We start from the raw sequence: 22,978 nt of genomic DNA on the forward strand, positions 1-22,978 counted from the left end.
CGCCTCAACCAAGTCCGGCGCGGAGCACGTCGACGACGCCTGCGCCCACGGCGGTCGACATCACGTAAACACCCGCCCAGCCCTCCCGCACGAGGTCGCGGATTTGGCCGGCGGCGATCTCCTGGCCCAGCTTCGTTTGGTCTGCCACCTGCGGCAACGCCGCAAAACGCTCCAACAGCGCGTCCGGCACCACGACGCCCGGCACTTGCGCCATGCGCTGCGCATGCTCGTAACTCGTTAAAATCATCACGCCGACGAGACAGCGCGTCTGTCCGCGAAACGCGTCCAGCACACCCAGCGGCCCCGCGTGAAAAACCGGCTGCGTCATGATGTAATCGACGCCGCCCTCGATCTTCTGCTGCAACCGCTCCACCTCGCGCGCGAGGTTGCGCGCCTCCGGCTCGAAACCGGATCCGATTGTGAAATGGGTCCGCGGATCCGCGTGCCGGCCCAACGGCTGACCGCCGAAATCGACGCCCGCGTTCAACCCTCGATGCGTGAGCCGGATCATCGCGACCGAATCCAAATCGAACACCGCCGTCGACCGCGGATAAGTGGGCGACATTTTGGGCGGATCCCCGGTCACGAACAACACGTTGTGGATGCGGTTGGCGTGATATCCGATCAGCCGTCCTTGCACGCCCATCACGTTCAAGTCGCGCCCCGTGAAATGCGGGATCATCTCCAACGCATCGCCCGTCGCCGCCGTCCAGCCCAGCCGTTCGCGCACGAGCTGGATGAAGTCCCCCGGCGGCACGAGCGGGATGCCGCGCGATCCATCCGTAAAATCGACCGCGTCCACGAGTCCGCTCGCCGCGAGTTGCGCCACAAATTCGACTTTGCGCTCCACCACGCCGCCATCCGTTCCCCGCGGAGGCAACGCCTCGATGCTCACCACGAATCCCCCCGCCTTCAGCTTGAGCGAAAACCGGCCGTTGCCGCGCTTTTCCTCATCGCCCGCCGGTGCGCGCGCAGGTGTTTCCGCGCGGCTGACCGCCGTGGCCGGTGCCGTCGTCTGCCGCGACTGCAGGTAGTTGCGCATCTCCTCGATGTGCGGCGGATGCATTTCGCAACATCCCCCGATCAAACGCACGCCGCGCTCGAACAACGTCCGCGCCATCTTCCCCGCCGCCTCCGGATTCACCGTCGTCATCAAACGACTACCGATCCGCTGGAAACCGCCCGCGTTCGGCATCACCGCGAGCAGCAACGTCCCCTGGCGCACCACGGGCTCGTCCTTCACCGCGTCGACAAACGCACTCGCATCCCACGGCGCGCAGCAATTCACGCCGGCGATCGCCACCCCGAGTTCCGCCATGCGGCGCACCCACGCCACAGGTTCCGGGTCCAGCCCCGTGCCGCTCACCCCACCGCGCAACGTCACCTGCGCAATCACGAGCGGCGGCTGTGGCCACATGCGCACGCGCGCGAGCACCAGTTCCAACTGCGCCGGCGAAGAAAACGTTTCCAGCAACAACGCGTCCGCGCCCGCCTCCACCAAGGCCGCGATCTGCTCATGGTAACACTCGGCCGCCTCCATCGCGTTCGCCAACGGTTCCGCCGTCGGCCCGATCGAAGCCAGCACGAAAAACGGCCCCGCTTCGCGGTGACGCTCCTGATGCTCCGCGATCGCCTCCCGCGCGCGCCGCACACCCGCGCGATTGATTTCCGCCACCCGCGCCTCGATCCCAAACGGCCGCAACTGCCACCGGTTCGCCCCAAACGTGTTCGTTTTCACACACCGGGCGCCCGCCGCGAGGTAGTCGAGATGCACCCGCCGGATCAGCTCCGGCTGATCCACGTTGAACGCCTCGTAAACGTGATTCGTTTCCGACAGCCGACCGGTCCGCTTGAAAAGCAACGATCCCATCGCGCCATCAGTGAGCAGCGCCTGCGTGCGGAGCGTGGAGAGAAGATCGGCCATAACGCGTTCGTTGTGATGATGCCGTGCACCAAAGTCAAAGACGCCCACCGTCACGCGCACCCTCCGCGATTTTCCTGGCCGCGCCGCGCGCGCTAAACGCCGTCGTTTGGCGTCTGCCACGCGCTGCCAATGCGCTGAAGAATCCCCGGCCAACATTACCGGGGAATCCCCTATCACATCTCTCTGGACCGTCCCGTGACCTGCGGCAAAGTCCACATCCGTCGCCACCCCTGCTTTTTGCGGGACCGAAATGACATGTCGTCCCGCCATCGCCCTCCTCTCGTCCTTTTAATCGAAGATTCCGACGACGATGTGTTCTTCTTCCGACACGGTCTCGGCAAGACAGGGCTGAACTACCAACTCACCCATTTGGCCGACGGCGCGATGGCGCTCGCTCACCTCGAACGCGCCCTCGCGTCGCCTCCCGATCCTGAGCACCCGTGGCCCGATCTCGTGTTTCTCGATCTGAAATTGCCCGCCTTCAGCGGATTCGAAATTTTGCGCTGGCTGCGGGACCGCCCGCACGCCGCCACCCTCGATGTGGCCGTCCTCAGCGGATCCGAGCATCCTTCCGATATCGAGCGCGCGATGGCGCTTGGCGCCAGCGATTATCTGGTGAAGCCGATCTCGCCCGCCATCCTCCGCTCGCGTCTCCAACGCTGGAATGAGCGCACCCACGGCGCCGCGCCCGATGCGCCGCCCACGCCAAGCGGTCCGGGCATATGAGCTCCGACTTCTCGCCGGAACTGCAAGCCGAGTTGCTCAACGACTTTTACGCCGAAGCCGACGAGCACCTCGCCAACCTGCGCGCGCAACTCTTGATTCTCGAGGGTACCGTCGGGGAGACCACGCCGCCGCCCGCCGTGCTCGAAAGTCTTTTCCGCAGCGCTCATTCGTTCAAAGGCATCTCCGCGATGGTCGGCCTCCACCACGCCGAGCAACTCGCGCACGCCGCCGAAGGCTTTCTCCGCCAACTCACCCACGGCGAACGCAGCGTCGATTCCGCCGGCGTCGAACGGCTCGTCGGCGTCACCCAGCGGCTCGAGCAAATGGTGGCGGCTCACCGCCTGCACCAACCGCCGCCCGCCGCCGCCGATCTGCTCGGCCAACTCGCCGCTGTCGCCGCTTCGCCGGCGCCTGCCCGCAAGTCCTCCTCCGCCGCTCCTGCCGCCCCCGCTTCCGTGGCGCCTCCGCCCATCGAAGCCGCCGCGCTGGCCGCCCGGGGCCTGCAACCGTGGCACGTCACCTTCGTTCCCTCGCGCGAGCTTGATGGCCGCGGTATTAACATCAACTCCGTTCGCGCCCGCCTCGCCGCCGCCGGAGAAATCGCCAGCGCCACGCCCCGCGTGCGACCCGAAGGCGGCATCGCCTTCGATTTTCTTGTCGGCCTGCGCCAGCCGCCCGCCGATCTCGCCACGTGGTCAAACGACGGCTTGACCCTCCACGTCGTCGACCTCCCGGCCGCGCCCGCCCATCCACCGGTGCCGGCCGAAGGCGCCGACGCCTCCAGCCTTTTCGTCGCCCCTTCCCACGTCGTCCGCGTGGAACTCAGCCGCCTCGACGAACTCATGCAACTCGCCGGCGAGCTCGTGATTCAACGCTCCCGCCTTGAAGAACGTCTCAACCAGTTCAGCGGCGACCTCTCCGGCCTCAAGGAAGTCAACCAGACGATGACGCGCTCGCTGCGCCGCTTGCGTCGCGCCCTCACGCGCGTGCGGCTCGTGCCCGTCGCCGAAATCTTTTCCCGCATGCCCTTCGTCGTGCGCGATCTCGCCCGCGAGAGCGGCGTCCAGGTGCGTCTCGCGCTGGAGGGCCAGCAAACCGAAATCGACAAATATCTCGTCGAACGCCTGAAGGAGCCGCTCCTCCACCTCGTGCGCAACGCCTTCAGCCACGGCGTCGAACTTCCCGCCGAGCGCATCGCCGCCGGCAAACCCGCCCAGGCCACGATCACGTTGCGCGCGACCACAGCCGGCGAATTCGTGGTCCTCGAGATTCGCGATGATGGCCGCGGCATCGACTCCGCGCGCGTCGCCGACCGCGCTCGCGCGCTCGGTCTCGCGGTCCCCGCTGCGCTCGACGACGCCGCTCTGCTTTCACTCCTTTGCACGCCCGGCTTTTCCACGCGGGAGGAGGCCGACCGCGCCTCCGGCCGCGGCGTGGGCATGGCCGTCGTCCACCAAACCGTCCGCGAACTCGGAGGCACCCTTGCTTTCACCTCCACGCCCGGCGCGGGCACGTGTTTCGCGTTGCGGCTGCCGCTCACCCTTTCCATTGCGGAAACGTTCGTCGTCTCGGTCGGCGAACAACTCTGTGCCGTGCCCCAGGGCTTCGTGGAAGAAGTGATCGAGGTCACGGAAACGGAGGTGCGCGCCATCCAGCAAGCCGAGGTTGTGCCGTATCGCGATGGCGTCCTGCCCATCGTGCGCCTGCGCGCGTTGTTCCGCGTGGCCAAATCTCCGCAGCCGCGACTCGCCGTGCTGGTGCTCAACTCCGAGCGGGGTTCCACCGGCCTGCTCGTCGATCGCGTGCACGCTCAACGCGAGGTCGTCGTCCGCCCCATGCACGATCCGCTCGTCCAAGTCCCCGGAATCGCCGGCGCCACCGAACTGGGCGACGGTCGTCCCGTCCTCATCCTCGACGTCGCCGCTCTCACGCAAGGCGCCGTCCGCCCGCGCCCCGCGGTCGCCGCCGCAACCGCCTCCTGAATTTCGCCGCTTCCGCCATGAGCCTCACCGACGCCTATATTGTCTTCGAACTCGCCGGTTCCGCCTATGGGCTGCGCAGCGAGGATGTGCAGCACATCGACTTGCTGGAGCACATCACCCGCGTGCCCAACACCGCCCCCGCCGTCGACGGCGTTGTGTTTGCGCGAGGCGACGTCGTGCCCGCCATCGACCTGCGCACCCGTTTCGGCTTGCCGCGGCAGGCGCCCACGCCCGCCACCCGCTTGATTTTCCTGCGCACGCAACAGCGGGTCGTCGCCCTCATCGTCGATGCCGCCCGCGTTTTCCAACGCATCCCGCGCGAGGCCATCCGCCCGGTCGAGGACACGCTCCACGGCGTCGAGGGCAACTACGTGCGCGGCGTGGCCACGGTAAAGGGCCGGCTTGTCCTCCTGCTCGATGTCGCCGCCGTCCTGCGCGTCGACGAAATCGCCCTCCCGCCCGGCGCCGCCGCTTTGCAACCCGCCCGCTGAGACCACTTCCGCTCAACCCACCGCTCCCATGTCCAAATCCAAGAACGGCTCCGCCTCCTCCGCCCCTTCGTCCACCACCTCCGCGCCCACGTCCGCCGACGAACGCGCGCTCCTGCCCGCCCGCGCTTCCGACGACGATGCGCAGCCAGTCGGTTCGCTCGATGCCGTTGTCGGCAGCGTCACCGCGATGGTCGCTTCGCTCAAAAAAACCGCCGAGCAAGCCCAGTCCGTGGCCCGCTCCACCGACGACACCGTTTCCGGGATCAACGAACTCGCCGCCTCCATCGAGCAAGTCACCGCCAACACCACCGAAGTCGCGACCGCCGCCAGCCAGACCGCCGTCGCCATCAAGCAGATCGCCGCCGCCACCAAATCGGTCACCGTCACCGGACAGGAAATGGCGACGTCCGCGGAGGAGATGAGCACCACGATCGCCGAGGTCGCCTCTTCGGTGAAACGCATCACCGTCGATTCCGAGGAACTCTCCACCAGCCTCAACGAAACCGGCTCCGCCATCGAGGAGATGAGCCGCTCCGTGCAAGGCGTCTCGCGCAACGCCGATGATCTCACCGCCGCCGCCGAGGAATCACTCTCCTCGATGAACGAAATGGCCGCCTCCATCGAGGAGGTCGCCGCCATGTCCGAAAGCCTTTCCTCCTCCGTCGAGGAAACCTCCACCTCGATCGAGGAGATGGCGCGCTCCATCCAGACCGTCGCGCAAAACGGCGAACGCATCATCGAGTCCGCCAACACTGCCGCCACCAGCGCCACGCAGATGGACCGCTCCAGCCGCTCCGTCGCCGAAATCGTCCGCCGCACCCACGACATCACCCGCCGCGTCTCCCGCGATGCCGACGATGGCGGCCAGGCCATTCAGAAATCCATCGAGGGCATCGCCCGCGTCTCTCGCGTCATGACCAACTCCACCGCCGTCATGCGCGAGTTGAACAACAAGACCAACGAGATCACCGGCATCGTCGATACCATCAACATCATCGCCGAACGCACCAATCTCCTCTCCCTCAACGCCTCCATCGAAGCCGCCCGCGCGGGCGACGCCGGCCGCGGCTTCGCCGTCGTCGCCGAGGAAATTCGCAACCTCGCCGACCGGTGCGCCAAAGCCACCGCCGACATCGCCCAAATCGTGCGCGGCCTCGAAAACGTCACCCGCGAAGCCACCGACACCGCGACCGAAGGCACACGCGTGGCCGATGAATCCAACCGCCTCTCGGAATCAGGACTCGCCGGCCTTCAAAAAATCCTTGCCGGCATCAACGACACCACCGGCCTCGTCGGCGAAATCAGCCGCGCCTCCGAGGAGCAGCTCACCACCAGCCGCCACGTGATCGACGCCGTCGCGGCCACGACCACGCAAGCCCGCCAGATCGCGACCGCGACCGCCGAGCAAGCCAAAGCCGGCAGCGCCATCGTCCAAGCCACCGGCCAGATGCGCAAAGTCACCAAGGAAGTCGCCCAAGCCATGGGCGAACACGGGCGCGCCGCACGCGAGGTCGTCAAAGCCGCGCAAAACACCAGCGCCATCGCCGTCCAGTTGCGCAAGGCCACCGCTGAACAAGCCAGTGGCGCCGCGCAGATTGTCGCCACCGTCGATGCCATGCGCAAAGGCGGGCAATCGACCACCCGCGCCATCGCCGAGCAAGCGACCGCCACCGAACAGGCCGGCAAAGAGGCCACTCGCCTCGCGAAGATGATCGTCTCCGTCGTCCGCGCCATGAACGAGCAGGCCGCCGGCACCAGCCAAATCACCAGCGCCGCCGAAAACCTGCGTCTCCAAACCGAACAGGCCGCCCGCGCCATGCAGGAACAGACCCGCGCGGTTCGTGACATGTCTACCAACTCCGCCGACGTCGCCCGTCAGATCAAACTCATCACCGCCGCCAACCTCGAACACTCGCGTTCAGCCGACGCGCTCCTCGCGACCTTTTCCGCCATGCGTTCTTCCTCAGCCGCTTCCGCGCCCGCCGCTCCCTCGTCGGCCCGTGCGAAACCTCGCGTCCGCGGCGCGAAGTCGTGAACCGCATGACCGCCTCCTCCGAGCCGCACCGCCTCTCTGCGTCCGACCCGGTCCCTTTGCTGCTGCGCGATCTCGTGCACGAACGCACGGGCGTTTACTTCGAGGCCGAGCGGCTCGGCACCATGTTGGAAAAACTGCAACCGCGTGTCCTCGCGCGCGGCTGTCCCTCGCTGCTCGAATACTACTACCAACTCCGCTACGATTCCGACAACCACGAGGAATGGCATCGCGTGCTGGATGCGTTCTCCGTGCCGGAAACTTATTTCTGGCGCGAGATCGACCAGATTCGCGCGCTCGTCGATCGCGTCGTGCCCGCGTGGTTTCAAACCACCACCGCGCCCCTGCGCATCTGGAGTGCGGCGTGTGCCACCGGCGAAGAGCCCTACACCCTGGCGATCGCGCTGCAGGAGGCCGGCTGGGGCGCGCATCCCATCGAGATAATTGCCAGCGATGCCAGCGAAGTCGTCCTCGCGCGCGCCCGCGCCGCCGTCTACCGCGAACGCTCGTTTCGCGCGCTCCCCCTCCCGTTGCGCGAACGCTACTTCCGCGCCGTCCCCGGCGGCTTCGAGCTCGCACCCGCCCTCGCCAGCCGCGTGCAATTCCACTGGTGCAACCTCGTCGCGCCTCCCGCCGCTTTCGCCTCCGCGCCCGTGATTTTCTGCCGCAACGTCTTCATTTACTTCTCCCCCGCCGCGATCGCCCGCGTCGCCGCCGCGTTCGCCGCGCACATGCCGCCTGGCGGACATCTCTTCATCGGTGCCTCCGAATCGTTGCTGAAAATCGCCCCTGATTTTGAGCTGACGGAAATCGATCGCGCATTCGTCTACCGCCGTCGCGCGGTCTCGCCATGAGTGCTGCGCGCATTCGCGTGCTCGTCGTCGATGACTCCGCTTTCGTGCGCAAGGTCGTGCGCGAAATGCTGTCCAGCGCGCCGCATATTGAAGTCGTCGCGGTCGCCCGCGATGGCGAGGAAGCCCTCGAGCTCGTCGCGCGGCACCAGCCCGACGTCGTCACCTGCGATCTCCTCATGCCGCGCCTCGACGGACTTGGCTTTGTCCGCCGCCAGATGGCGCTGCGCCCGCTCCCGATCCTGATTTTGACCGCCGTGCCGCAGGATGCCACGCACGCCATCGATGCACTCGAGGCCGGGGCCGTGGATCTGGTCCTCAAACCCACGGCGCTCGCCACCGACGATCTGCGCGCCATTAGCCAGCAGCTCATTGAGCAGGTCTCCGCCGCCGCTGGCGCCCCCGTGGCGAAACTCCTTTCGGCTCGTGCTCTCGCGCCCGGTGCTGCCAGCGCCATCCCTTTCTCCTCTGCGCCGCCTCACGGGCCGCGCGTCGACGCGTTGGTGATCGGCGTTTCCACGGGTGGTCCCCAGGCCCTGCGTCATCTCCTGCCCGCGTTCGCCGCCGATTTCCCCGTGCCGATCGCGATCGTGCTCCACATGCCGGTCGGCTACACCGCCCTCTTCGCCGAGAAACTGAATGAGATCTGCCCGCTTGAGGTGCGCGAGGCGAAGGAGGGCGATGTCATGCGCCCCGGCTTGGTGCTGCTCGCCGCCGCCGGCCGCCACCTCGTTTTGCGCCGCGCGCCGGATGGCTCCGTCAAAGCGCAACTCACCGTTTTCCCGGTGGAAAAGTTGCACCGTCCCTCCGTCGATGTGCTCTTCCGCTCCGCCGCCGAAGTCTACGGCCAACGCGTCCTGGCCGTCGTGATGACGGGCATGGGCGACGACGGCAAGGAGGGCTGCGGCTGGGTGAAAGCCCAAGGCGGTGTCGTCCTCACGGAGTCCGAAAAAAGTTGCATCATTTACGGCATGCCACGCTCGGTAGATGAAGCCGGCCTGAGCGATGCCTCGGCTCCGCTCGACACCATGGCGCGAACTATTTACGAACGTTTATGAAAGCAAAAGTCCTGATCGTCGACGATTCCTCCCTCGCCCGTCGCACCATGCGCCTGCTCTTGGAGGAGATGGGGCACACCGTCACGGAAGCCTCCGACGGCGTCCAAGCCCTCGAGCGCTACTCCCTCGAGGCCCCGGATCTCGTCGTGCTCGATATGGTCATGAGCGGCATGTATGGCCTCGAGGTGCTCGCCAAAATTCGCGAGCTCAACCCAACCGCCCGCGTCATCGTCGCGACCGCCGACATCCAGCGCTCCACCGCCGATGAAGTTCACGCCGCCGGCGCCACCGCCCTCATCAACAAGCCCATCAACCGCCAGGAACTCACCCGCGTGATCGGCTCGGCGCTGAACGGGAGCACCCCATGAACCTCACCGTCGCCCAAACCGACGCCCTGACTGAGCTCATTAACATCGGCTACGGCCGGGCCGCCGGCGCACTTTCCGAGCTTACGGGCTACCGCATCACTCTCGAGGTCCCGCATGTCTCGATGCATGAGATCGCCGAAATCGCCCCGCTCCTCGGCGGCGTCATCGACGGCGAAGTGGCGAGCGTCAACCAGATGTTCTCTGGGCCGATTTCCGGCACGGCGATGCTTCTCCTCGACGAGCAATCCGCCCTCGTGCTCAGCCGCCTCCTCTCCGATGAAGGCACCCCGCCCGCGAGCAACCTCGACGCCGGCGCCCGCGAAATCATCACCGAGGTTGGCAACATCCTCCTTAACGCGTGCCTCGGCGTCTTCGGCAACCTCCTGCACGTCCAGGTTTCCTTCGCTGTTCCGCGCGTGCAGGTCGAAAGCATCCCGCACGTCCTCGATTCCGTCCGCGTGGAAAGCGCCGAGCGCCTCCGCTACGGCCTCATGATTCACACCCGCTTCAGCCTCCGGGCCAGCAACGTCACCGGTTACTTGGTGATCATCCTCGGCATCACCTCGCTCGATCGTCTCCTGCGCGAGCTGGAAAACTGGGAGAACCGCCAGTCCGAATGAGCGCGGCGGATGAGTTGCCTCGGGCGGCCTCCGCCGCCTCTCACGACACCTTCAGCGCCCGCGACGCGATGCTCGCGTGGATGCAGGAAATCGCGCCCTACGGCATCTTCACGACCGACGCCGATCTCCGCCTCCGCAGTTGGAATCAATGGCTCGCCACCCACAGCGGCCTCGCCGCCGAAAAAGTCATCGGCCGCCGCCTCGTCGACGTCTTTCCCGACATCGCCGAACGCAAACTCGAGGAGCATTTCCGCCGTGCCCTCTCCGGCGAAATCAGCGTCCTCTCGACCGCGCTGCACAAATATCTGCTGCGCCTCGCGAGTTCCACCCGCTCCGACGATGGCTCGCCGATGCTCCAGACCGTGCGCATCGCGCCGCTCCCCGCCGGCGATGTGGTTGTGGGCACCATCACGCTGATCGAAGACGTCACCCAACGCGAACGCCAGGCCCTGCGCCTGCAACGCCAACAGGAGCACGACCGACTCCTCTCTGCGACGCTCGCCGCGCTCCTGTCCTCCAGCCGCCCCCTCGACGACGTCGCCGCCCTCTTTCCCCGTCTCACGCTGCCCCTCTCGCTCGAGGCATATTTCAACTACGTTTATCATCCGGACTCCGCCACGCTGCACCTCAACAACGCCGCCGGCCTCCCGCCGCGCCAGCGCGAGACGCTCGCCACTCTCCAGCTCGGCGAAGACATCTCCGGTCGCTCCGCCGCCGAGCGCCGCCCTCTCATCCTGCCGCGTTTGCAGGAAAACACCTCCGACTACACCGCCATTGCCCGCGGCATGGGCCTGCGCACTTTCTGCTGTTTTCCCCTCGTCATCGAAGACCGGCTTCTCGGCACCCTCGCCTTCGCCAGTTATACGCGCGACAGCCTGGCGCCCGACGAGATCGAATGCCTCTCCACCGTCGCCCAATACGTCGCCATCGCGATGGACCGCGCCCTTCGCGAGCAGGCCTTGCGCGACGCCCAGCGCAGCCTCAGCGAACACGCCGAAAGCCTCGAAGCCAAGGTCGCCGAGCGCACCGTGCGACTCCATGAAACGATCGCGCAGCTCGAAAGCTTTTCCTACAGCGTCGCTCACGACCTCCGCGCGCCCATCCGCGCCCTCGCCGGTTATTGCGACATCCTGCGCCACGACTTCGTGCTCCCCGCCGGCAGTCCGCAAATCGTCGATCGCCTCCAACGCGCCAGCTATCGCCTCGACGCCCTCACGCGCGACCTCCTCAAGTTCAGCAAAATCTCGCGCGAGGAAGTGAAGCTGGAAATCGTCGATGTCGCCGACCTCGTGCAGGATATTCTTCTGCTCACCCCCACGTTGCAGGACGGCGTGCTGGTCGTGAAACCACCGCTCGGCCGCGTGTGGGCGCAACGCTCCCTCCTGCAGCAGTGTCTCTCCAACCTCTTTGAAAACGCGGTGAAATTTGTGCCGCTCGGCGTGCGACCGCACATCATCCTTCGCGCCGAACGCCGCCTCGGAGCCACGCCTCCCGGCGCCCCCGCCCCCCGCGCGTTTCACTCCGCGGTGAACCGTCCCGATAGTGCGTCGCCCATCGCGGGCGCGCCTCCCGCGACGGCTCAATCCACCGCTCCGCGTCTGCGCCTCTGGATCGAGGATAACGGCATCGGCATCGCGCCCGAGGCCCATCAAAAAATCTTCGGCATCTTCGAACGCGTCGGCGGCCACGACCACATCGAGGGCACCGGCATCGGCCTGGCGATCGTGGCTCGCGCCACCCAACAAATGAGCGGCACCTGTGGCGTGGAGTCCACGCCCGGGCTCGGTAGTCGCTTCTGGCTCGAATTTCCCCCGGCCGAGTAGTCGGCCGGCAGGCGGAAAAAGTCCGCTCGCCGACAGCGGCCGGCTGTGGCGAGGCGTCCCTTACGATCCCACCGCGCCCACACCTTCGAAGCGCATGACCGCCTCGTTCCGCGCCCGTGAAGCCGCGAGATCGACGGTAAACCGCGCCTCCCAATCGTTCGCCTCTTCAACGTCCACGAGCACCTGCGCCACGCGCCACTCCGCGCCCTCGGCCTCGTCCCAATGCGTATTCGCCGCGGCCCGCCCCGCCGGATCCAGCCGAAACCGCCCGCGCGCCTCGAAGTAAGGGGCCAACGCCTCCTCCACCCGCCGCGCCGCGCGTTTCAGTTCTACCTCCCGCTCCGCCTCTCCCATCCGCTCCCATCGTTCGCTCTCCCCGTCCGCCATCCTTCCGCTCGCCGCCTCCCAATCGCGCGCCGCCACGTCCTGCAAAAACCCGAGCACCGCCACGCGCACGAGCCGCCGAAATTCTTTCGCGTCCCGCGTCACATCGTAACTCGCCGGCCGCGCCGGTTTGTCCGCCGTCTCCGCCGCCACAAACGCCGGATTCCGCAGGCGTTCCCACTCCTCCAGCAAACTGGAGTCCACGCCCCGGATCAGCTCGCGAAAATACTCCTCCATCTCGACCACCGCCTCCGTCTTCGCCGCCACCGGCACCGTTTGCGCGAGCACTTTCCACACCTGCGACAAATGCCGCAGCAACAGCCCCTCCATCCGCTCGAGGCCATACGCCCGCACGTAATCCGCAAACGACATATATCGCTCAAACATTTCTCGCGCGATCGACTTCGGCCGGATGTTTTCCCCCTCCACCCACGGATGCGCCGCCGCAAACGCGTTGAACGTGTCGTAGATAAACTCCCGCCGCGGCTTCGGATACTCGACCTCCTCCAGCTTCTCCATCCGCTCCTCATACGGCACGCCCGCCGCCTTCAGCTCCTCGATTTTTTCGCCGCGCAACTTGTCCACCTGCCGCCGCAAAATCTGCTCCGGATCCTCCACGATCGATTCGCACAACGTCAGCACGTCGAACGCATACTCCGGCGACTCCCGCTCCAGCAGCGGCAGCGTGTCCAGCAGGTAAAGCGACAACGTCTGGTGCAGCGAAAAATCGTCCTGCAGTTCTACGTTCACGCGCACTTTCCTCACGTCCGCGCCCTCCGCCCCCGCGCGCACCTCGCGCGGAATCACCGCGACGATCTTCCGCTCCACAAGTCCGCGAAACAACTGCCACCCGCGCCGCCGCAACTGACCTTTCCGCGCCGCCGTTTCATGCGAATCCGCCACGAGCCGTTGCAACGCCCGGCATCCATCCGTCTCCCGGCTCAACATCAACAGCAGCATCCCGTGCGTGAGGTTGAACCGCGACGTGAGATTCTCCGCCGGCGCCGTGAGCAACCGCTCCAGGGTCCGCGCATCCCAGCCCACCGCGCCCTCCGGCGCACGCTGCTTCACGAGCTTTTTCATCTTCTTCGGATCGCCCGCCGCCTTCTCCTCCGCGCGCTTGTTCGCGATCACATGCTCCGGCGCCTGCACGATCACGTAACCCTTGTCGTCAAATCCCCGCCGCCCCGCGCGCCCGGCGATCTGCCGAAAATCCCGCACGCTCAGCACCGCCGCCTTCTGCCCGTCGTATTTCCAGAGCTGCGTAAACACCACCGTGCGGATCGGCACATTGATGCCCACGCCCAGCGTGTCCGTCCCGCAGATCAGTTTTAACAACCCCTTTTGCGCGAGCGATTCCACCAGCACGCGATAACGCGGCAGCAACCCCGCATGGTGCACGCCTATCCCATGCCGCAGCCACCGCTTCACCTCCTTGCCGTAGGGACTATTGAACTTCACCCGCTCCAACTCCGACGCGAGCGCCGCCTTCTCCTCCCGCGTGCTCACCGCCAGGCTCATGAGATCCTGCGCCGCCTCGCTCGCCGCCCGCTGCGTGAAATACACGAGATAGATCGGTGCCCGGTTCGTCGCGAGGAGCTCCGCCACGCGCTCCGCGAGCGGCGTCTCCGAATACTCGAACTCGAGTGGCACCGGCCGCCGGTCGCTCTTCACCGTCACCGTCGGTTGCCCTGTCACCCGCGTGAGTTCGCGCTCGAAAAAATCCGTCGTGCCCAGCGTGGCCGACATCAACAAAAACTGCACGTGCGGCATGGTGAGCAGCGGCACTTGCCACGCGTAGCCGCGCTCCGCGTCCGCGTAGTAGTGAAACTCGTCCATGATCACGACCCGCACATCGCTGCGGTCGCCGCGGTGGAGCGCGATATTGGCGAGGATTTCCGCCGTGCAGCAGAGCACCGGCGCCGTCGGATTCACGCTCGCGTCGCCCGTCATCATGCCGACGTTCTCGGGTCCGAAGTCACGGCACAGCGCGAGAAATTTTTCGTTCACGAGCGCCTTGATGGGACACGTATAAACCGACCGCTCGCCCGCGCACAGCGCCTTGAAATGCAGCGCCGCCGCCACGAGCGATTTTCCAGACCCGGTGGGCGTGGCGAGAATGACATTATGCCCAGCGAACAACTCCAAAATCGCCTCCTCCTGCTCCGGATAAAGCTCGAGCCCCTTCGCCGCCGCATAGCCTAGAAACCGATCCATCACCGCATCCGGCGAACCTTTGACCGGCGCAAGCAGTGGAGCAGAAACTGAAGACATCCTCCCAAGAGAAACGCACCCTCGCCTCCCCGCGAGGCAAAGTTACATGCCTGCAGTGACACACGCATTCCTGCCTGTGATTGCTTTTCCCCCACCCCCCACAGTCAAGAATGTCTGCGCCAACACCCGCCACGCCCGGCGCGCCACTCCGCCCTTGCCCCGCTATGGCGCTGCTTCCAGAAATGCTATCGCCTGCCTCGCGCGTCCCGCTTCTTCATCCAGCTAAATCCCGCCCATGTCGTCTGAGATAACGTATCGACAAGAGTCCGAACCTCAGCCGCACATCATCCGCGAACAGAGCATCGAGGACGCCTTCATCGCCAAGCTGCGCGACCTCAAATACACCGATCGCCCCGACATCCGCGACCGCGCCTCCCTCGAGACAAATTTCCGCCAGAAGTTCGAGGCCCTCAATCGCGTCAAACTCACCGACGCCGAGTTTGCCCGCCTGCTCGACGATCTCGTCTCCCCCGACGTCTTCAAAAACTCCGTCCGCCTCCGCGAGAAAAACGACTTCACCCGCGACGACGGCACGCCCCTTTCCTACACCCTCGTCAAAATCCGCGACTGGTGCAAAAACGACTTCGAGATCGTCCACCAGCTCCGTATGAACAAGTTTCACCTGGACTATCTCCGGCCCGGAGTCGCTGCCGCCTAGTTACCGCGACGACCTATATCTTTTCAATCACACCAGCGCATGCCCGTTTCTTCCACTCCCACTCTTCAAGACCTGATGCCCGTCGTCGAAGCCGCCGCCACCCTCGGCCTCTTCGGCACGTTCGAGCGCAAAGCGGTCGAAAAGCTCCTGTCCTACAACAAAAGCAACCGCCCTGTCATCCGCTGCCAAGTCCGCCAGAAGGATGTCCCCGCCAAGCCTGAGGAGATCGTCCGCCAACTTTGGATCTATCGCCTCCTCACTCACCACAAATACCCGCTCTCTCGGATCACGGTCGAATATCCGATTACCTTCGGCCGCGACACCTCTAAGCGCGCCGACGTCGTGGTCATGGACGCCGACCGCGTCACGATTCCCTATCTCATTATCGAGGTTAAGGCTGACAAGCTGAAGGACGGTAAAGATCAGCTGAAGTCCTACTGCCACGCCACTGGCGCCCCGCTCGCCCTTTGGAGTAACGGCCGCGATCACACGTTCTGGCATCGAAAAAATCCTAACTACTTTGTCGAAATTCCGTCTCTACCGACGGCCTCGCAAACCATCGCAGACGTCGCCGAGCAGCCTTGGACCATCGAGACCCTGATCGAGAAGGAGCAGGCCCGCGAAAAATCCGGCGAGGCCCGCTCCCTCAAGGACCGCATCCTCGAAATGGAGGACGAGGTGCTCGCCAACGCCGGCGTCGATGTCTTCGAGGAAGTCTTCAAACTCATTTTCACCAAACTCTACGACGAGCTCTCCTGCTACCGCGGCAAACACACCCACATTCGCTTCCGCAACACCAACACCGCCGCCCAGCTCAAGGCCCGCATCGCCGAGCTCTTCGACGAGGCCCGTGCCGAGTGGGACGGCGTCTTTCCGCCTGACGACAAGATCAAGCTCACCGCCGACCACCTCGCCGTCTGCGTCGGCTCCCTCGAGGAATACAAGCTCTTCAACAGCAACCTCGATGTCGTAGACGAGGCCTTCGAATACCTCGTCAACAAATCCTCCAAGGGCGAGAAGGGCCAATACTTCACGCCGCGTCACGTCATCGACCTCTGCGTGCGCATGCTCAACCCTCGCGAGCACGAGTCCCTCATCGACACCGCCTGCGGTTCCGCCGGCTTCACCATGCATGCCATCTTCCACGTGTGGGACGCCATCCGCCGCGACGAAGGCCGCGCCGAGGGCCACCTCTTCAGCATGGAGAAAAAGAGCCCGCGCCAGCAGGCCTACGTGAACGACAAGGTCTTCGCCATCGACTTCGACGAACGCTCCGTGCGCGTCGCCCGCTGCCTCAACCTCATCGCCGGCGACGGCCAGACCAACGTCCTTCACCTCAACACCCTCGACTACACCCGCTGGTCCGAGACCGTGAAGGAGGAATCCTGGACCGACACCTACCACACCGGCTGGAAAAAGATCCGCAAGCTCCTTGCCGACCCCAAGGGCAAGGACTACCGCACCTTCGGCTTCGACGTCCTCCTCGCCAACCCGCCCTTCGCCGGCGACATCAAGCAGACCGACATGCTCTCGCCCTACGACCTCGCCCACAAGGTCGCAAAGGACGGCGGCCAGGGAAAACTCGAGAGCGCCGTCGGCCGCGACCTCCTCTTCATCGAGCGCAACCTCGACTTTCTCCGCCCCGGCGGCCGCATGGCCGTCGTCCTCCCCCAGGGCCGCTTCAACAACGCCTCCGACGAACGCGTGCGCCGCTACATCGCCGAGAAATGCCGCATCCTCGCCGTCGTCGGCCTTCACGGGAACACGTTTAAGCCCCACACCGGCACCAAGACCTCCGTCCTCTTCGTGCAAAAGTGGAACGACGATCCCGCCGCCGGCCCGCTCTGCCCGCGCACGGACGACTACCCCATCTTCTTCGCCACCCAACGCCTGCCCTCCAAAGACAACCGCGGCGACAAGATCCTAGTCACCGACGCCTGCGGCCTGCCCGTGCGCGACATCCACGGCCACACCCTCGTGCAGCACGATTTTTTCAGCGTCGAGCTGAAGGACGGCACGCGCACGCCCGAAGGCATCGCCGAGGCTTTTGAAGAGTTCGCCAAGAAGGAGAAGCTGCCTTTTTTTCCCTAGGCCCCTTCAACGAGGCCCGCTACCGGGCGCTGTTGGAGGGGCTGGAGGTTCGAGAGGCTAGGTTTTCGGAGCAACGGACCATCCGCATTGATGCGGAGTTCGCGGCTCATTCCGCCATCAGCATGCTGGAGCGCGTGCTAACCTCTACGAAGTGGAAGCCGCTCGGTGCTCTTTCGCATCAACTCACGTCAGGGCACACGCCTTACAAACACGATGTTTCAGAAGGTGACGTTGGATTCATCACCATCGAAAGCGTAACGGCGCTCAGCTTCGACGTGGGTAAAGTGCGATGGATCACGAAGGAACAATACGCGGAGGAATTCAGCGAAAAGCGGATCCGCAAGGGCACGGTCATTTGCACGATCAAGCGACGCATCTGCCAAGCATACCCTTTCGTCGATGATCCCATACAGCCGCTCACCATCAATCAGGACGTCGCGCTGATCCAGCCAACAGGTGAAATTCAGCCTGCGTATTTGGCCGCCTACCTTGCATCGAAAGTCGGCCAAGCTTTCGCGGACAGGCAAAAGACGGAGCAGATGAATCCTTACATCAGCGTGGAGAGCCTCTCTAAGCTGCCTATCGTTCTGGTGTCCGACACCCTGCAAACGGCGGTCACACGGACGTTCCGATCGGGACAAACAAAAGTCGACCAAGCCGCCGCCCACCTCGCCGCCGCCGAGCAAACCCTGCTGCGCGCCCTCGGTCTCGAAAACTGGCGTCCGCCGGAGCCGCTCACCTACGTCCGCCGCGCGTCCGAGGTGGCGACGGCGGCGCGTTTCGACGCGGAGTTCTTCACCCCGCGCACGACCCAGCTTCTTGCCAAGCTCGGCACGGGCGGTCCCTCTATCCGCGCCGCAGCCCCGCCGCGTCACGAGGACTTCACCGGCGCTGGCGGCCCCGGCGATTTTGACTATATCGAGATCGGCGCCCTGCGCGGCGACGGCACGGCCGGCGCGGAACGCCTGTCCTGCGCCGAGGCCCCGAGCCGCGCCACTTGGCTTGTCCGCCCCGGCGACGTCATCACCTCCACGGTGCGTCCTAACCGCCGCTTGAGCGCGCTCATCACCCCCGAGCAAAACGGCTTCGTTGCCTCCTCCGGCTTTGTCGTGCTTCAGCCCAAGACCGTTTCGCCGGAGGTGCTTTTGACCTACCTGCGCCTGCCGCCGGTCTGCGAAGTCATGGACCTGCACACCAGTGCGAGCCTTTACCCGGCGATCTCCGAAACGGACCTGCTCAAACTTCCCTTCCCGAAACTCGACGCCAAGACCTGCGACGCCGTCACCGCCGCCGTGCGAGCCGCCCACGCCGCGCGCCGCAAGGCCCAGACCCTGCTCGCCCGTGCCCAACGCGCCGTCGAGGTCGCCATCGAGCAAGGCGAACCCGCCGCGCTCGCCCTGTTGTCGTCCGCCTGAGCTTTTCCCGCGTCCCATTTCCCTTCCTCCGATGCTCATCCTCTACACCACCGAAGACGGCAAGAGTCGCATCCAGCTCCGGGCCAAGGATCACACCGTCTGGCTCAGCCAGCGCGAGATGGCCCAGCTTTTTGACGTCAGCACCGACAACATCGGTCTGCACCTTAAGAACATCTACGAGGACGGCGAACTCGTTCGCGAGGCAACTACCGAGGAATCCTCGGTAGTTCAAATCGAGGGCGGCCGTGAAGTGCAGCGCCCGGTCACCCTCTACAATCTCGATGCCATCCTCGCCGTCGGCTACCGCGTCCGCTCGCCGCGCGGCGTCCAGTTCCGCCGCTGGGCCTCCACCGTCCTCAAGGAATACCTCCTCAAGGGCTTCGCGATGGACGACGAGCGGCTCAAAAACCCCGACGGCCGACCGGAGCCGACCTCTACACCTACCGCACGTCCGCCGTGCGCGTCGTCGACGGAGACGCCCTCGCCGTCACGATCGACATCCGGCCCTCGAACCGCCTCGACAAGAAACTCCGCCTGCGCGGCTGAATTGTCCGGAGCCGGGAAGCGCCCGCGTCTCGCCCGTCGCTCTCGGCGTTTCACCGAGAGTGTTTCGAATGGCACGGGCGGACATCCAACCCGACACGCGAAACGCCGGTGCTCCCCGAACCACTGGCTTCGATTTCCGCAGGCCGCGAGGCTGGCTCCGGAGATGCCCATTTTTCATCCTACCTTCTCCCATGAACCGCACTACCCCCGCTGTCATTTGGTGGACTCTCTGGTCCGGTATTCTCCTCGGTCTTGTCGCAATCTATACCGGCCTGCGCCCGACCATCCCGGCTTCCGCTGCCGCGGGGATTCGCTACCTGCCCCTGGCGCCCCTCCTGGTCGCTGTGCTGATTCGCTGGGTCGCTCTGCCGCGCGTAACGCAAATCCGCGCAGCTTTTCCGCTGTTCATCGTCGGCCTCGCCTTCGCGGAAGCCTGCGGGCTGATGGGCCTCTTCCTTGTCCCCGATTTGGCGGCGGCGTATTTCATCCTCGCCCTACTCGGTCTCGCCCAACTCGCTCCCGTCTTCGCCGGCCGGTTTGAGGCGTGATTGGTTCGCTCCAATCTGCAAAGCGAAACGCTGTCGGTGCTCCCGACGATACGTCCTCCGCACTTCCTCTCGAGGAGAGGTTGGCCTTGGAGTGACTGAACTCCAGCACCTTGGCGGTGCCTCCGGCCAAGTTTGCGAACCGATAAATCCCACACTCACACTCACGCTCTTAAAATCAGCAGCTGGGATAATGTCTAAACCCAAACTCCTCTTCCTCTGCTCGCGCAACCAGTGGCGCAGTCCGACGGCCGAGGCGTTGTTTCAAAATCATCCGCGCTACGAGGCGCGTTCGGCTGGCACCGAGAACGGGGCGCGCGTCAAACTCACCGCTGGTCTCATCGGCTGGGCTGATCTCATCTTTTGCATGGAGAAAAAGCACGCCGCCCGCGTGCAGGAACGCTTCGGTGACTTCCTTGGCGACAAACCGCTGATCGTGCTGCGCATCCCCGACGACTACCGCTTCATGGATGCCGAACTGATCGATCTCCTGAGGACGGAACTCTCCGCCCATCTGGCGCTTTGATTTTCCCGGCTTGCGCAGCGTTGATCAGCGTCCGACAGCGCTTGAAGACGACCAGTCTTCACAACATCCGTCCGGCCATCGGATCGATCACGCCCAGACGCATCGCGAACGTGTGCGCGATGCTGCTCGCCGCGGCTTTCGCCCGCTGCGCGTTGGGGCCGGCGAAGTTTTCGTCGATCGTCGCGTGAAACAGCCCCAGCCAGCGCTGGAAATGCTCCGCCGTCACGGGCAACGGCACATGCGGCGGAAACGGCCGCCCCGCGTAGCCCGGCTCACCGAGAATCATCCCGCCCCAGAATGCATACATCTTCGGCAGGTGCTGCGGCCAATCGACTTTCGCGAAGCCGTTGAAAATCGGATCGAGCAAGTCGTCCTGCTGCACTTTGCCGTAAAAGAGGTCCACCAACCGCTTCACGTCCTCCATATTCTGCACGTCGCTCATCAATCGGAGTGAGCGTGAGCGGCACCGGCATGCAAGCAGCCTCTGCGAAATCCTTGATCCAGCTCAAGACGGCTAAGCGCCGCTGCGCACCCACTCGCCCCATAGACTCTCTCGTGCTTCCCTTGGTCCGGGGCGCGCACGCGTCTCGTCCTAACGCCGCGAACGCGACTTCGGCTTCCCTCCGCCGTAGCCGCCACCGCGCTTCGGTGCCGGCGCCCGCCCGACGTTGCGGTAATCGCCCGAACGCAATGAATTGATTTGATCGCGCAACACCGCGGCGCGCTCGAACTCCAGGCGGCCCGACGCTGATTGCATCTCCTCCTCCAACTCTGCGATCACCGCCGCGACATCGTCCGCGCTCTCGGCGACCGCCACCTCCGCTGTTTCGCCCGAACCGTCGTAAACGTGCAGGCTCGCCTGCGCCGACCGGACCACGCTCCGCGGCGTGATGCCATGCGCCGTGTTATAAGCGATCTGGGTGGCGCGCCGGTAATTCGTGATCTCGGTCGTGCGCCGGATCGATTCGGTGATCTTGTCCGCGTAAAAAATAACCCGGCCTTTTTCGTGCCGCGCCGCGCGGCCCGACGTCTGAATGAGACTCGTTTCGCTCCGCAAAAACCCTTCCTTGTCGGCGTCGAGAATCGCCACGAGCGCCACCTCCGGCAGATCGAGTCCTTCGCGCAGCAGGTTGATGCCCACCAGCACGTCGAAGTTGCCCAGCCGCAAATTACGCAGAATCTCCACGCGCTCGATCGCATCGATGTCCGAGTGCAGATATTCCACGCGAATCTTCGCATCGCGCAGAAAACTCGTGAGGTCTTCCGACAGGCGTTTCGTCAACGTTGTCACGAGCACGCGCTCGCCCGCCTCCGTCGCCTTTTTCACTTCCGAAATCAAATCCTCCACCTGTCCCTTCGTCGGCCGCAGCGTGATCTCGGGATCCACGAGCCCGGTCGGGCGGATCAACTGCTCCGCCACGACCGACGACAACTTCAGCTCGTAGGGCGCGGGCGTGGCGGAGACGAACAGCGTCTGACCCGTGATCGAGCGAAACTCGTCGAAACTTTGCGGGCGGTTATCGAGCGCCGAAGGCAGCCGGAAACCGAAATTGACGAGCGTCTCCTTGCGTGCGCGGTCGCCATTATACATGCCGCCGATCTGCGGCACCGTGGCGTGGCTCTCGTCGATCATCAGCAGGAAATCCTTCGGGAAAAAATCGACGAGGCAGAACGGCCGCTCGCCTGCTTTGCGTCCGGTGAGGTGCCGCGAATAGTTTTCGATGCCGTTGCAGAACCCCATTTCCTGGAGCATCTCCAAATCGTAGTTTGTGCGCATGCGGATGCGCTGCGCCTCCAGGTAAAGCCCCTTCGCCTCGAAATACGTCACGCGCTCCTCGAGCTCCGCTTTGATCGCATGGATCGCCGGCTCCAGCTTGCCGCGCGTGGTCACGTATTGGTTCGCCGGGTAGAGGTCGAATTGGTCGAGCGGCCGGATGATCGCCCCCGTGAGCGGGTCGAACTCCGCGATCGCCTCGATCTCATCGCCAAAAAACTCGATGCGCAGCGCCTGCTCCGAATACGCCGGCATCACGTCCACCACGTCGCCACGCACGCGGAACCGCCCGCGCTTCAAATCATAATCGTTGCGCTCGTAAATGTTGTCCACGAGACGCTCGAGCAGGACGTTGCGCCCGAGGCGTTCGCCTTTGCGCAACGGGATCCGCAGCTCGGTGAAATCCTCCGGTGAGCCCAAGCCGTAGATGCAGGAAACGCTCGCGACCACGATCACATCGCGCCGGCTGACGAGCGAACTCGTCGTCGCGATGCGCAACCGCTCGATCTCCTCGTTGATCGACGAATCCTTTTCGATATAGGTGTCGCTCGACGCGATGTAAGCCTCCGGCTGGTAGTAGTCGTAGTAACTGACGAAGTATTCGACCGCGTTTTCCGGGAAAAAATTCTTGAACTCGGAGTAGAGCTGCGCCGCGAGGGTCTTATTGTGCGAAATGATCAGCGTCGGCCGCTCCGTCTGCGCGATCACGTTCGCCATCGTGAACGTTTTGCCGGAGCCCGTCACGCCGAGCAGCGTCTGGTCGCGATGGCCCGCGCGGATGGACGCGACCAGTTTTTCGATCGCTTGCGGCTGATCGCCGGTCGGCTGGTAGTCGGAGTTAAGTTTGAACAACATGATGCGTCGCGCAGGAACCAGAGAACACGCCCCGC

17 protein-coding genes and 2 pseudogenes are annotated in these 22,978 nt (G+C 64.8%); 15 read left to right on the forward strand and 4 right to left on the reverse strand.

Annotated elements, in window-relative coordinates; all coding sequences use genetic code 11:
* Positions 1-4 precede the first annotated feature (4 nt).
* Positions 5-1,924, reverse strand: coding sequence for a homocysteine S-methyltransferase family protein (locus K0B96_RS08575; protein ID WP_220166111.1), 1,920 nt, complete (start codon positions 1,922-1,924; stop codon positions 5-7).
* Positions 1,925-2,179: 255 nt separating this feature from the next.
* Between K0B96_RS08575 and K0B96_RS08580 the strand changes: the two genes are divergently transcribed.
* From K0B96_RS08580 to K0B96_RS08620, 9 genes are read left to right on the forward strand one after another with little or no spacing between them, the layout of a single operon-like run.
* The gene (locus tag K0B96_RS08580; protein WP_220166113.1) at positions 2,180-2,650 is read left to right on the forward strand and encodes a response regulator; all 471 of its coding nucleotides are present in this window, start codon (positions 2,180-2,182) and stop codon (positions 2,648-2,650) included.
* On the forward strand, positions 2,647-4,632 hold the full coding sequence (locus K0B96_RS08585) for a chemotaxis protein CheA (protein ID WP_220166115.1): 1,986 nt from the start codon (positions 2,647-2,649) through the stop codon (positions 4,630-4,632). The genes K0B96_RS08580 and K0B96_RS08585 overlap by 4 nt, the downstream gene beginning before the upstream one ends.
* 17 nt (positions 4,633-4,649) lie before the next feature.
* The gene (locus tag K0B96_RS08590) at positions 4,650-5,123 is read left to right on the forward strand and encodes a chemotaxis protein CheW (RefSeq protein ID WP_220166117.1); all 474 of its coding nucleotides are present in this window, start codon (positions 4,650-4,652) and stop codon (positions 5,121-5,123) included.
* A gap of 28 nt (positions 5,124-5,151) precedes the next feature.
* Positions 5,152-7,158, forward strand: a complete 2,007-nt coding sequence (locus tag K0B96_RS08595) for a methyl-accepting chemotaxis protein (protein ID WP_220166119.1) — start codon at positions 5,152-5,154, stop codon at positions 7,156-7,158.
* A 5-nt stretch (positions 7,159-7,163) separates the two neighbouring features.
* Positions 7,164-8,009: a CheR family methyltransferase gene (locus K0B96_RS08600; protein WP_220166121.1), complete on the forward strand. Its 846-nt coding sequence runs from the start codon at positions 7,164-7,166 to the stop codon at positions 8,007-8,009.
* Positions 8,006-9,064, forward strand: a complete 1,059-nt coding sequence (locus tag K0B96_RS08605; RefSeq protein ID WP_220166123.1) for a protein-glutamate methylesterase/protein-glutamine glutaminase — start codon at positions 8,006-8,008, stop codon at positions 9,062-9,064. The genes K0B96_RS08600 and K0B96_RS08605 overlap by 4 nt, the downstream gene beginning before the upstream one ends.
* Positions 9,061-9,432: a response regulator gene (locus K0B96_RS08610; RefSeq protein WP_220166125.1), complete on the forward strand. Its 372-nt coding sequence runs from the start codon at positions 9,061-9,063 to the stop codon at positions 9,430-9,432. The genes K0B96_RS08605 and K0B96_RS08610 overlap by 4 nt, the downstream gene beginning before the upstream one ends.
* The gene (locus K0B96_RS08615) at positions 9,429-10,052 is read left to right on the forward strand and encodes a chemotaxis protein CheC (RefSeq protein WP_220166127.1); all 624 of its coding nucleotides are present in this window, start codon (positions 9,429-9,431) and stop codon (positions 10,050-10,052) included. Before K0B96_RS08610 ends, K0B96_RS08615 begins: the two co-directional genes overlap by 4 nt.
* Positions 10,049-11,875, forward strand: a complete 1,827-nt coding sequence (locus K0B96_RS08620) for an ATP-binding protein (RefSeq protein WP_220166129.1) — start codon at positions 10,049-10,051, stop codon at positions 11,873-11,875. Before K0B96_RS08615 ends, K0B96_RS08620 begins: the two co-directional genes overlap by 4 nt.
* A gap of 60 nt (positions 11,876-11,935) precedes the next feature.
* On the opposite strand, the gene K0B96_RS08625 is transcribed toward K0B96_RS08620, so the two are convergent.
* Entirely contained in the window at positions 11,936-14,533 is a 2,598-nt protein-coding gene (locus tag K0B96_RS08625; protein WP_220166131.1) for a DEAD/DEAH box helicase, read from the reverse strand.
* 235 nt (positions 14,534-14,768) lie between these two features.
* Between K0B96_RS08625 and K0B96_RS08630 the strand changes: the two are divergent.
* The 6 genes and pseudogenes from K0B96_RS08630 to K0B96_RS08655 all read left to right on the forward strand — a co-directional run.
* Positions 14,769-15,146, forward strand: a pseudogene (locus K0B96_RS08630) (type I restriction endonuclease); the annotation flags it as partial.
* A gap of 84 nt (positions 15,147-15,230) precedes the next feature.
* Positions 15,231-17,282: a type I restriction-modification system subunit M gene (locus K0B96_RS08635; protein ID WP_220166134.1), complete on the forward strand. Its 2,052-nt coding sequence runs from the start codon at positions 15,231-15,233 to the stop codon at positions 17,280-17,282.
* A 134-nt stretch (positions 17,283-17,416) separates the two neighbouring features.
* The gene (locus K0B96_RS08640) at positions 17,417-18,697 is read left to right on the forward strand and encodes a restriction endonuclease subunit S domain-containing protein (protein WP_220166136.1); all 1,281 of its coding nucleotides are present in this window, start codon (positions 17,417-17,419) and stop codon (positions 18,695-18,697) included.
* 31 nt (positions 18,698-18,728) lie between these two features.
* Positions 18,729-19,124 (forward strand): annotated as a pseudogene (locus tag K0B96_RS08645) (virulence RhuM family protein); the annotation flags it as partial.
* Positions 19,125-19,434: 310 nt separating this feature from the next.
* On the forward strand, positions 19,435-19,791 hold the full coding sequence (locus K0B96_RS08650) for a hypothetical protein (RefSeq protein ID WP_220166623.1): 357 nt from the start codon (positions 19,435-19,437) through the stop codon (positions 19,789-19,791).
* Between the two features lie 190 nt (positions 19,792-19,981).
* Entirely contained in the window at positions 19,982-20,314 is a 333-nt protein-coding gene (locus K0B96_RS08655) for a low molecular weight protein tyrosine phosphatase family protein (RefSeq protein ID WP_220166138.1), read from the forward strand.
* Positions 20,315-20,372: 58 nt separating this feature from the next.
* Here K0B96_RS08655 and K0B96_RS08660 read toward each other — a convergent pair whose 3' ends face one another.
* Together K0B96_RS08660 and uvrB are read right to left on the reverse strand one after the other, a co-directional pair.
* The gene (locus K0B96_RS08660; protein ID WP_220166141.1) at positions 20,373-20,756 is read right to left on the reverse strand and encodes a group III truncated hemoglobin; all 384 of its coding nucleotides are present in this window, start codon (positions 20,754-20,756) and stop codon (positions 20,373-20,375) included.
* A 150-nt stretch (positions 20,757-20,906) separates the two neighbouring features.
* Positions 20,907-22,943, reverse strand: a complete 2,037-nt coding sequence (gene uvrB, locus K0B96_RS08665) for an excinuclease ABC subunit UvrB (protein WP_220166143.1) — start codon at positions 22,941-22,943, stop codon at positions 20,907-20,909.
* Positions 22,944-22,978 lie beyond the last annotated feature (35 nt).

Origin of the sequence: Horticoccus luteus, assembly GCF_019464535.1 — a bacterium.
GTDB classification, from domain to species: domain Bacteria; phylum Verrucomicrobiota; class Verrucomicrobiia; order Opitutales; family Opitutaceae; genus Horticoccus; species Horticoccus luteus.

What these genes read in the sequence shown, in the direction of transcription:
- K0B96_RS08575 (WP_220166111.1), bottom strand. Translation starts at nt 1,924, where the DNA reads ATGGCCGATCTTCTCTCCACGCTCCGCACGCAGGCGCTGCTCACTGAT.
- K0B96_RS08580 (WP_220166113.1), top strand. Translation starts at nt 2,180, where the DNA reads ATGTCGTCCCGCCATCGCCCTCCTCTCGTCCTTTTAATCGAAGATTCC.
- K0B96_RS08585 (WP_220166115.1), top strand. Translation starts at nt 2,647, where the DNA reads ATGAGCTCCGACTTCTCGCCGGAACTGCAAGCCGAGTTGCTCAACGAC.
- K0B96_RS08590 (WP_220166117.1), top strand. Translation starts at nt 4,650, where the DNA reads ATGAGCCTCACCGACGCCTATATTGTCTTCGAACTCGCCGGTTCCGCC.
- K0B96_RS08595 (WP_220166119.1), top strand. Translation starts at nt 5,152, where the DNA reads ATGTCCAAATCCAAGAACGGCTCCGCCTCCTCCGCCCCTTCGTCCACC.
- K0B96_RS08600 (WP_220166121.1), top strand. Translation starts at nt 7,164, where the DNA reads ATGACCGCCTCCTCCGAGCCGCACCGCCTCTCTGCGTCCGACCCGGTC.
- K0B96_RS08605 (WP_220166123.1), top strand. Translation starts at nt 8,006, where the DNA reads ATGAGTGCTGCGCGCATTCGCGTGCTCGTCGTCGATGACTCCGCTTTC.
- K0B96_RS08610 (WP_220166125.1), top strand. Translation starts at nt 9,061, where the DNA reads ATGAAAGCAAAAGTCCTGATCGTCGACGATTCCTCCCTCGCCCGTCGC.
- K0B96_RS08615 (WP_220166127.1), top strand. Translation starts at nt 9,429, where the DNA reads ATGAACCTCACCGTCGCCCAAACCGACGCCCTGACTGAGCTCATTAAC.
- K0B96_RS08620 (WP_220166129.1), top strand. Translation starts at nt 10,049, where the DNA reads ATGAGCGCGGCGGATGAGTTGCCTCGGGCGGCCTCCGCCGCCTCTCAC.
- K0B96_RS08625 (WP_220166131.1), bottom strand. Translation starts at nt 14,533, where the DNA reads ATGTCTTCAGTTTCTGCTCCACTGCTTGCGCCGGTCAAAGGTTCGCCG.
- K0B96_RS08635 (WP_220166134.1), top strand. Translation starts at nt 15,231, where the DNA reads ATGCCCGTTTCTTCCACTCCCACTCTTCAAGACCTGATGCCCGTCGTC.
- K0B96_RS08650 (WP_220166623.1), top strand. Translation starts at nt 19,435, where the DNA reads ATGAACCGCACTACCCCCGCTGTCATTTGGTGGACTCTCTGGTCCGGT.
- K0B96_RS08655 (WP_220166138.1), top strand. Translation starts at nt 19,982, where the DNA reads ATGTCTAAACCCAAACTCCTCTTCCTCTGCTCGCGCAACCAGTGGCGC.
- K0B96_RS08660 (WP_220166141.1), bottom strand. Translation starts at nt 20,756, where the DNA reads ATGAGCGACGTGCAGAATATGGAGGACGTGAAGCGGTTGGTGGACCTC.
- uvrB (WP_220166143.1), bottom strand. Translation starts at nt 22,943, where the DNA reads ATGTTGTTCAAACTTAACTCCGACTACCAGCCGACCGGCGATCAGCCG.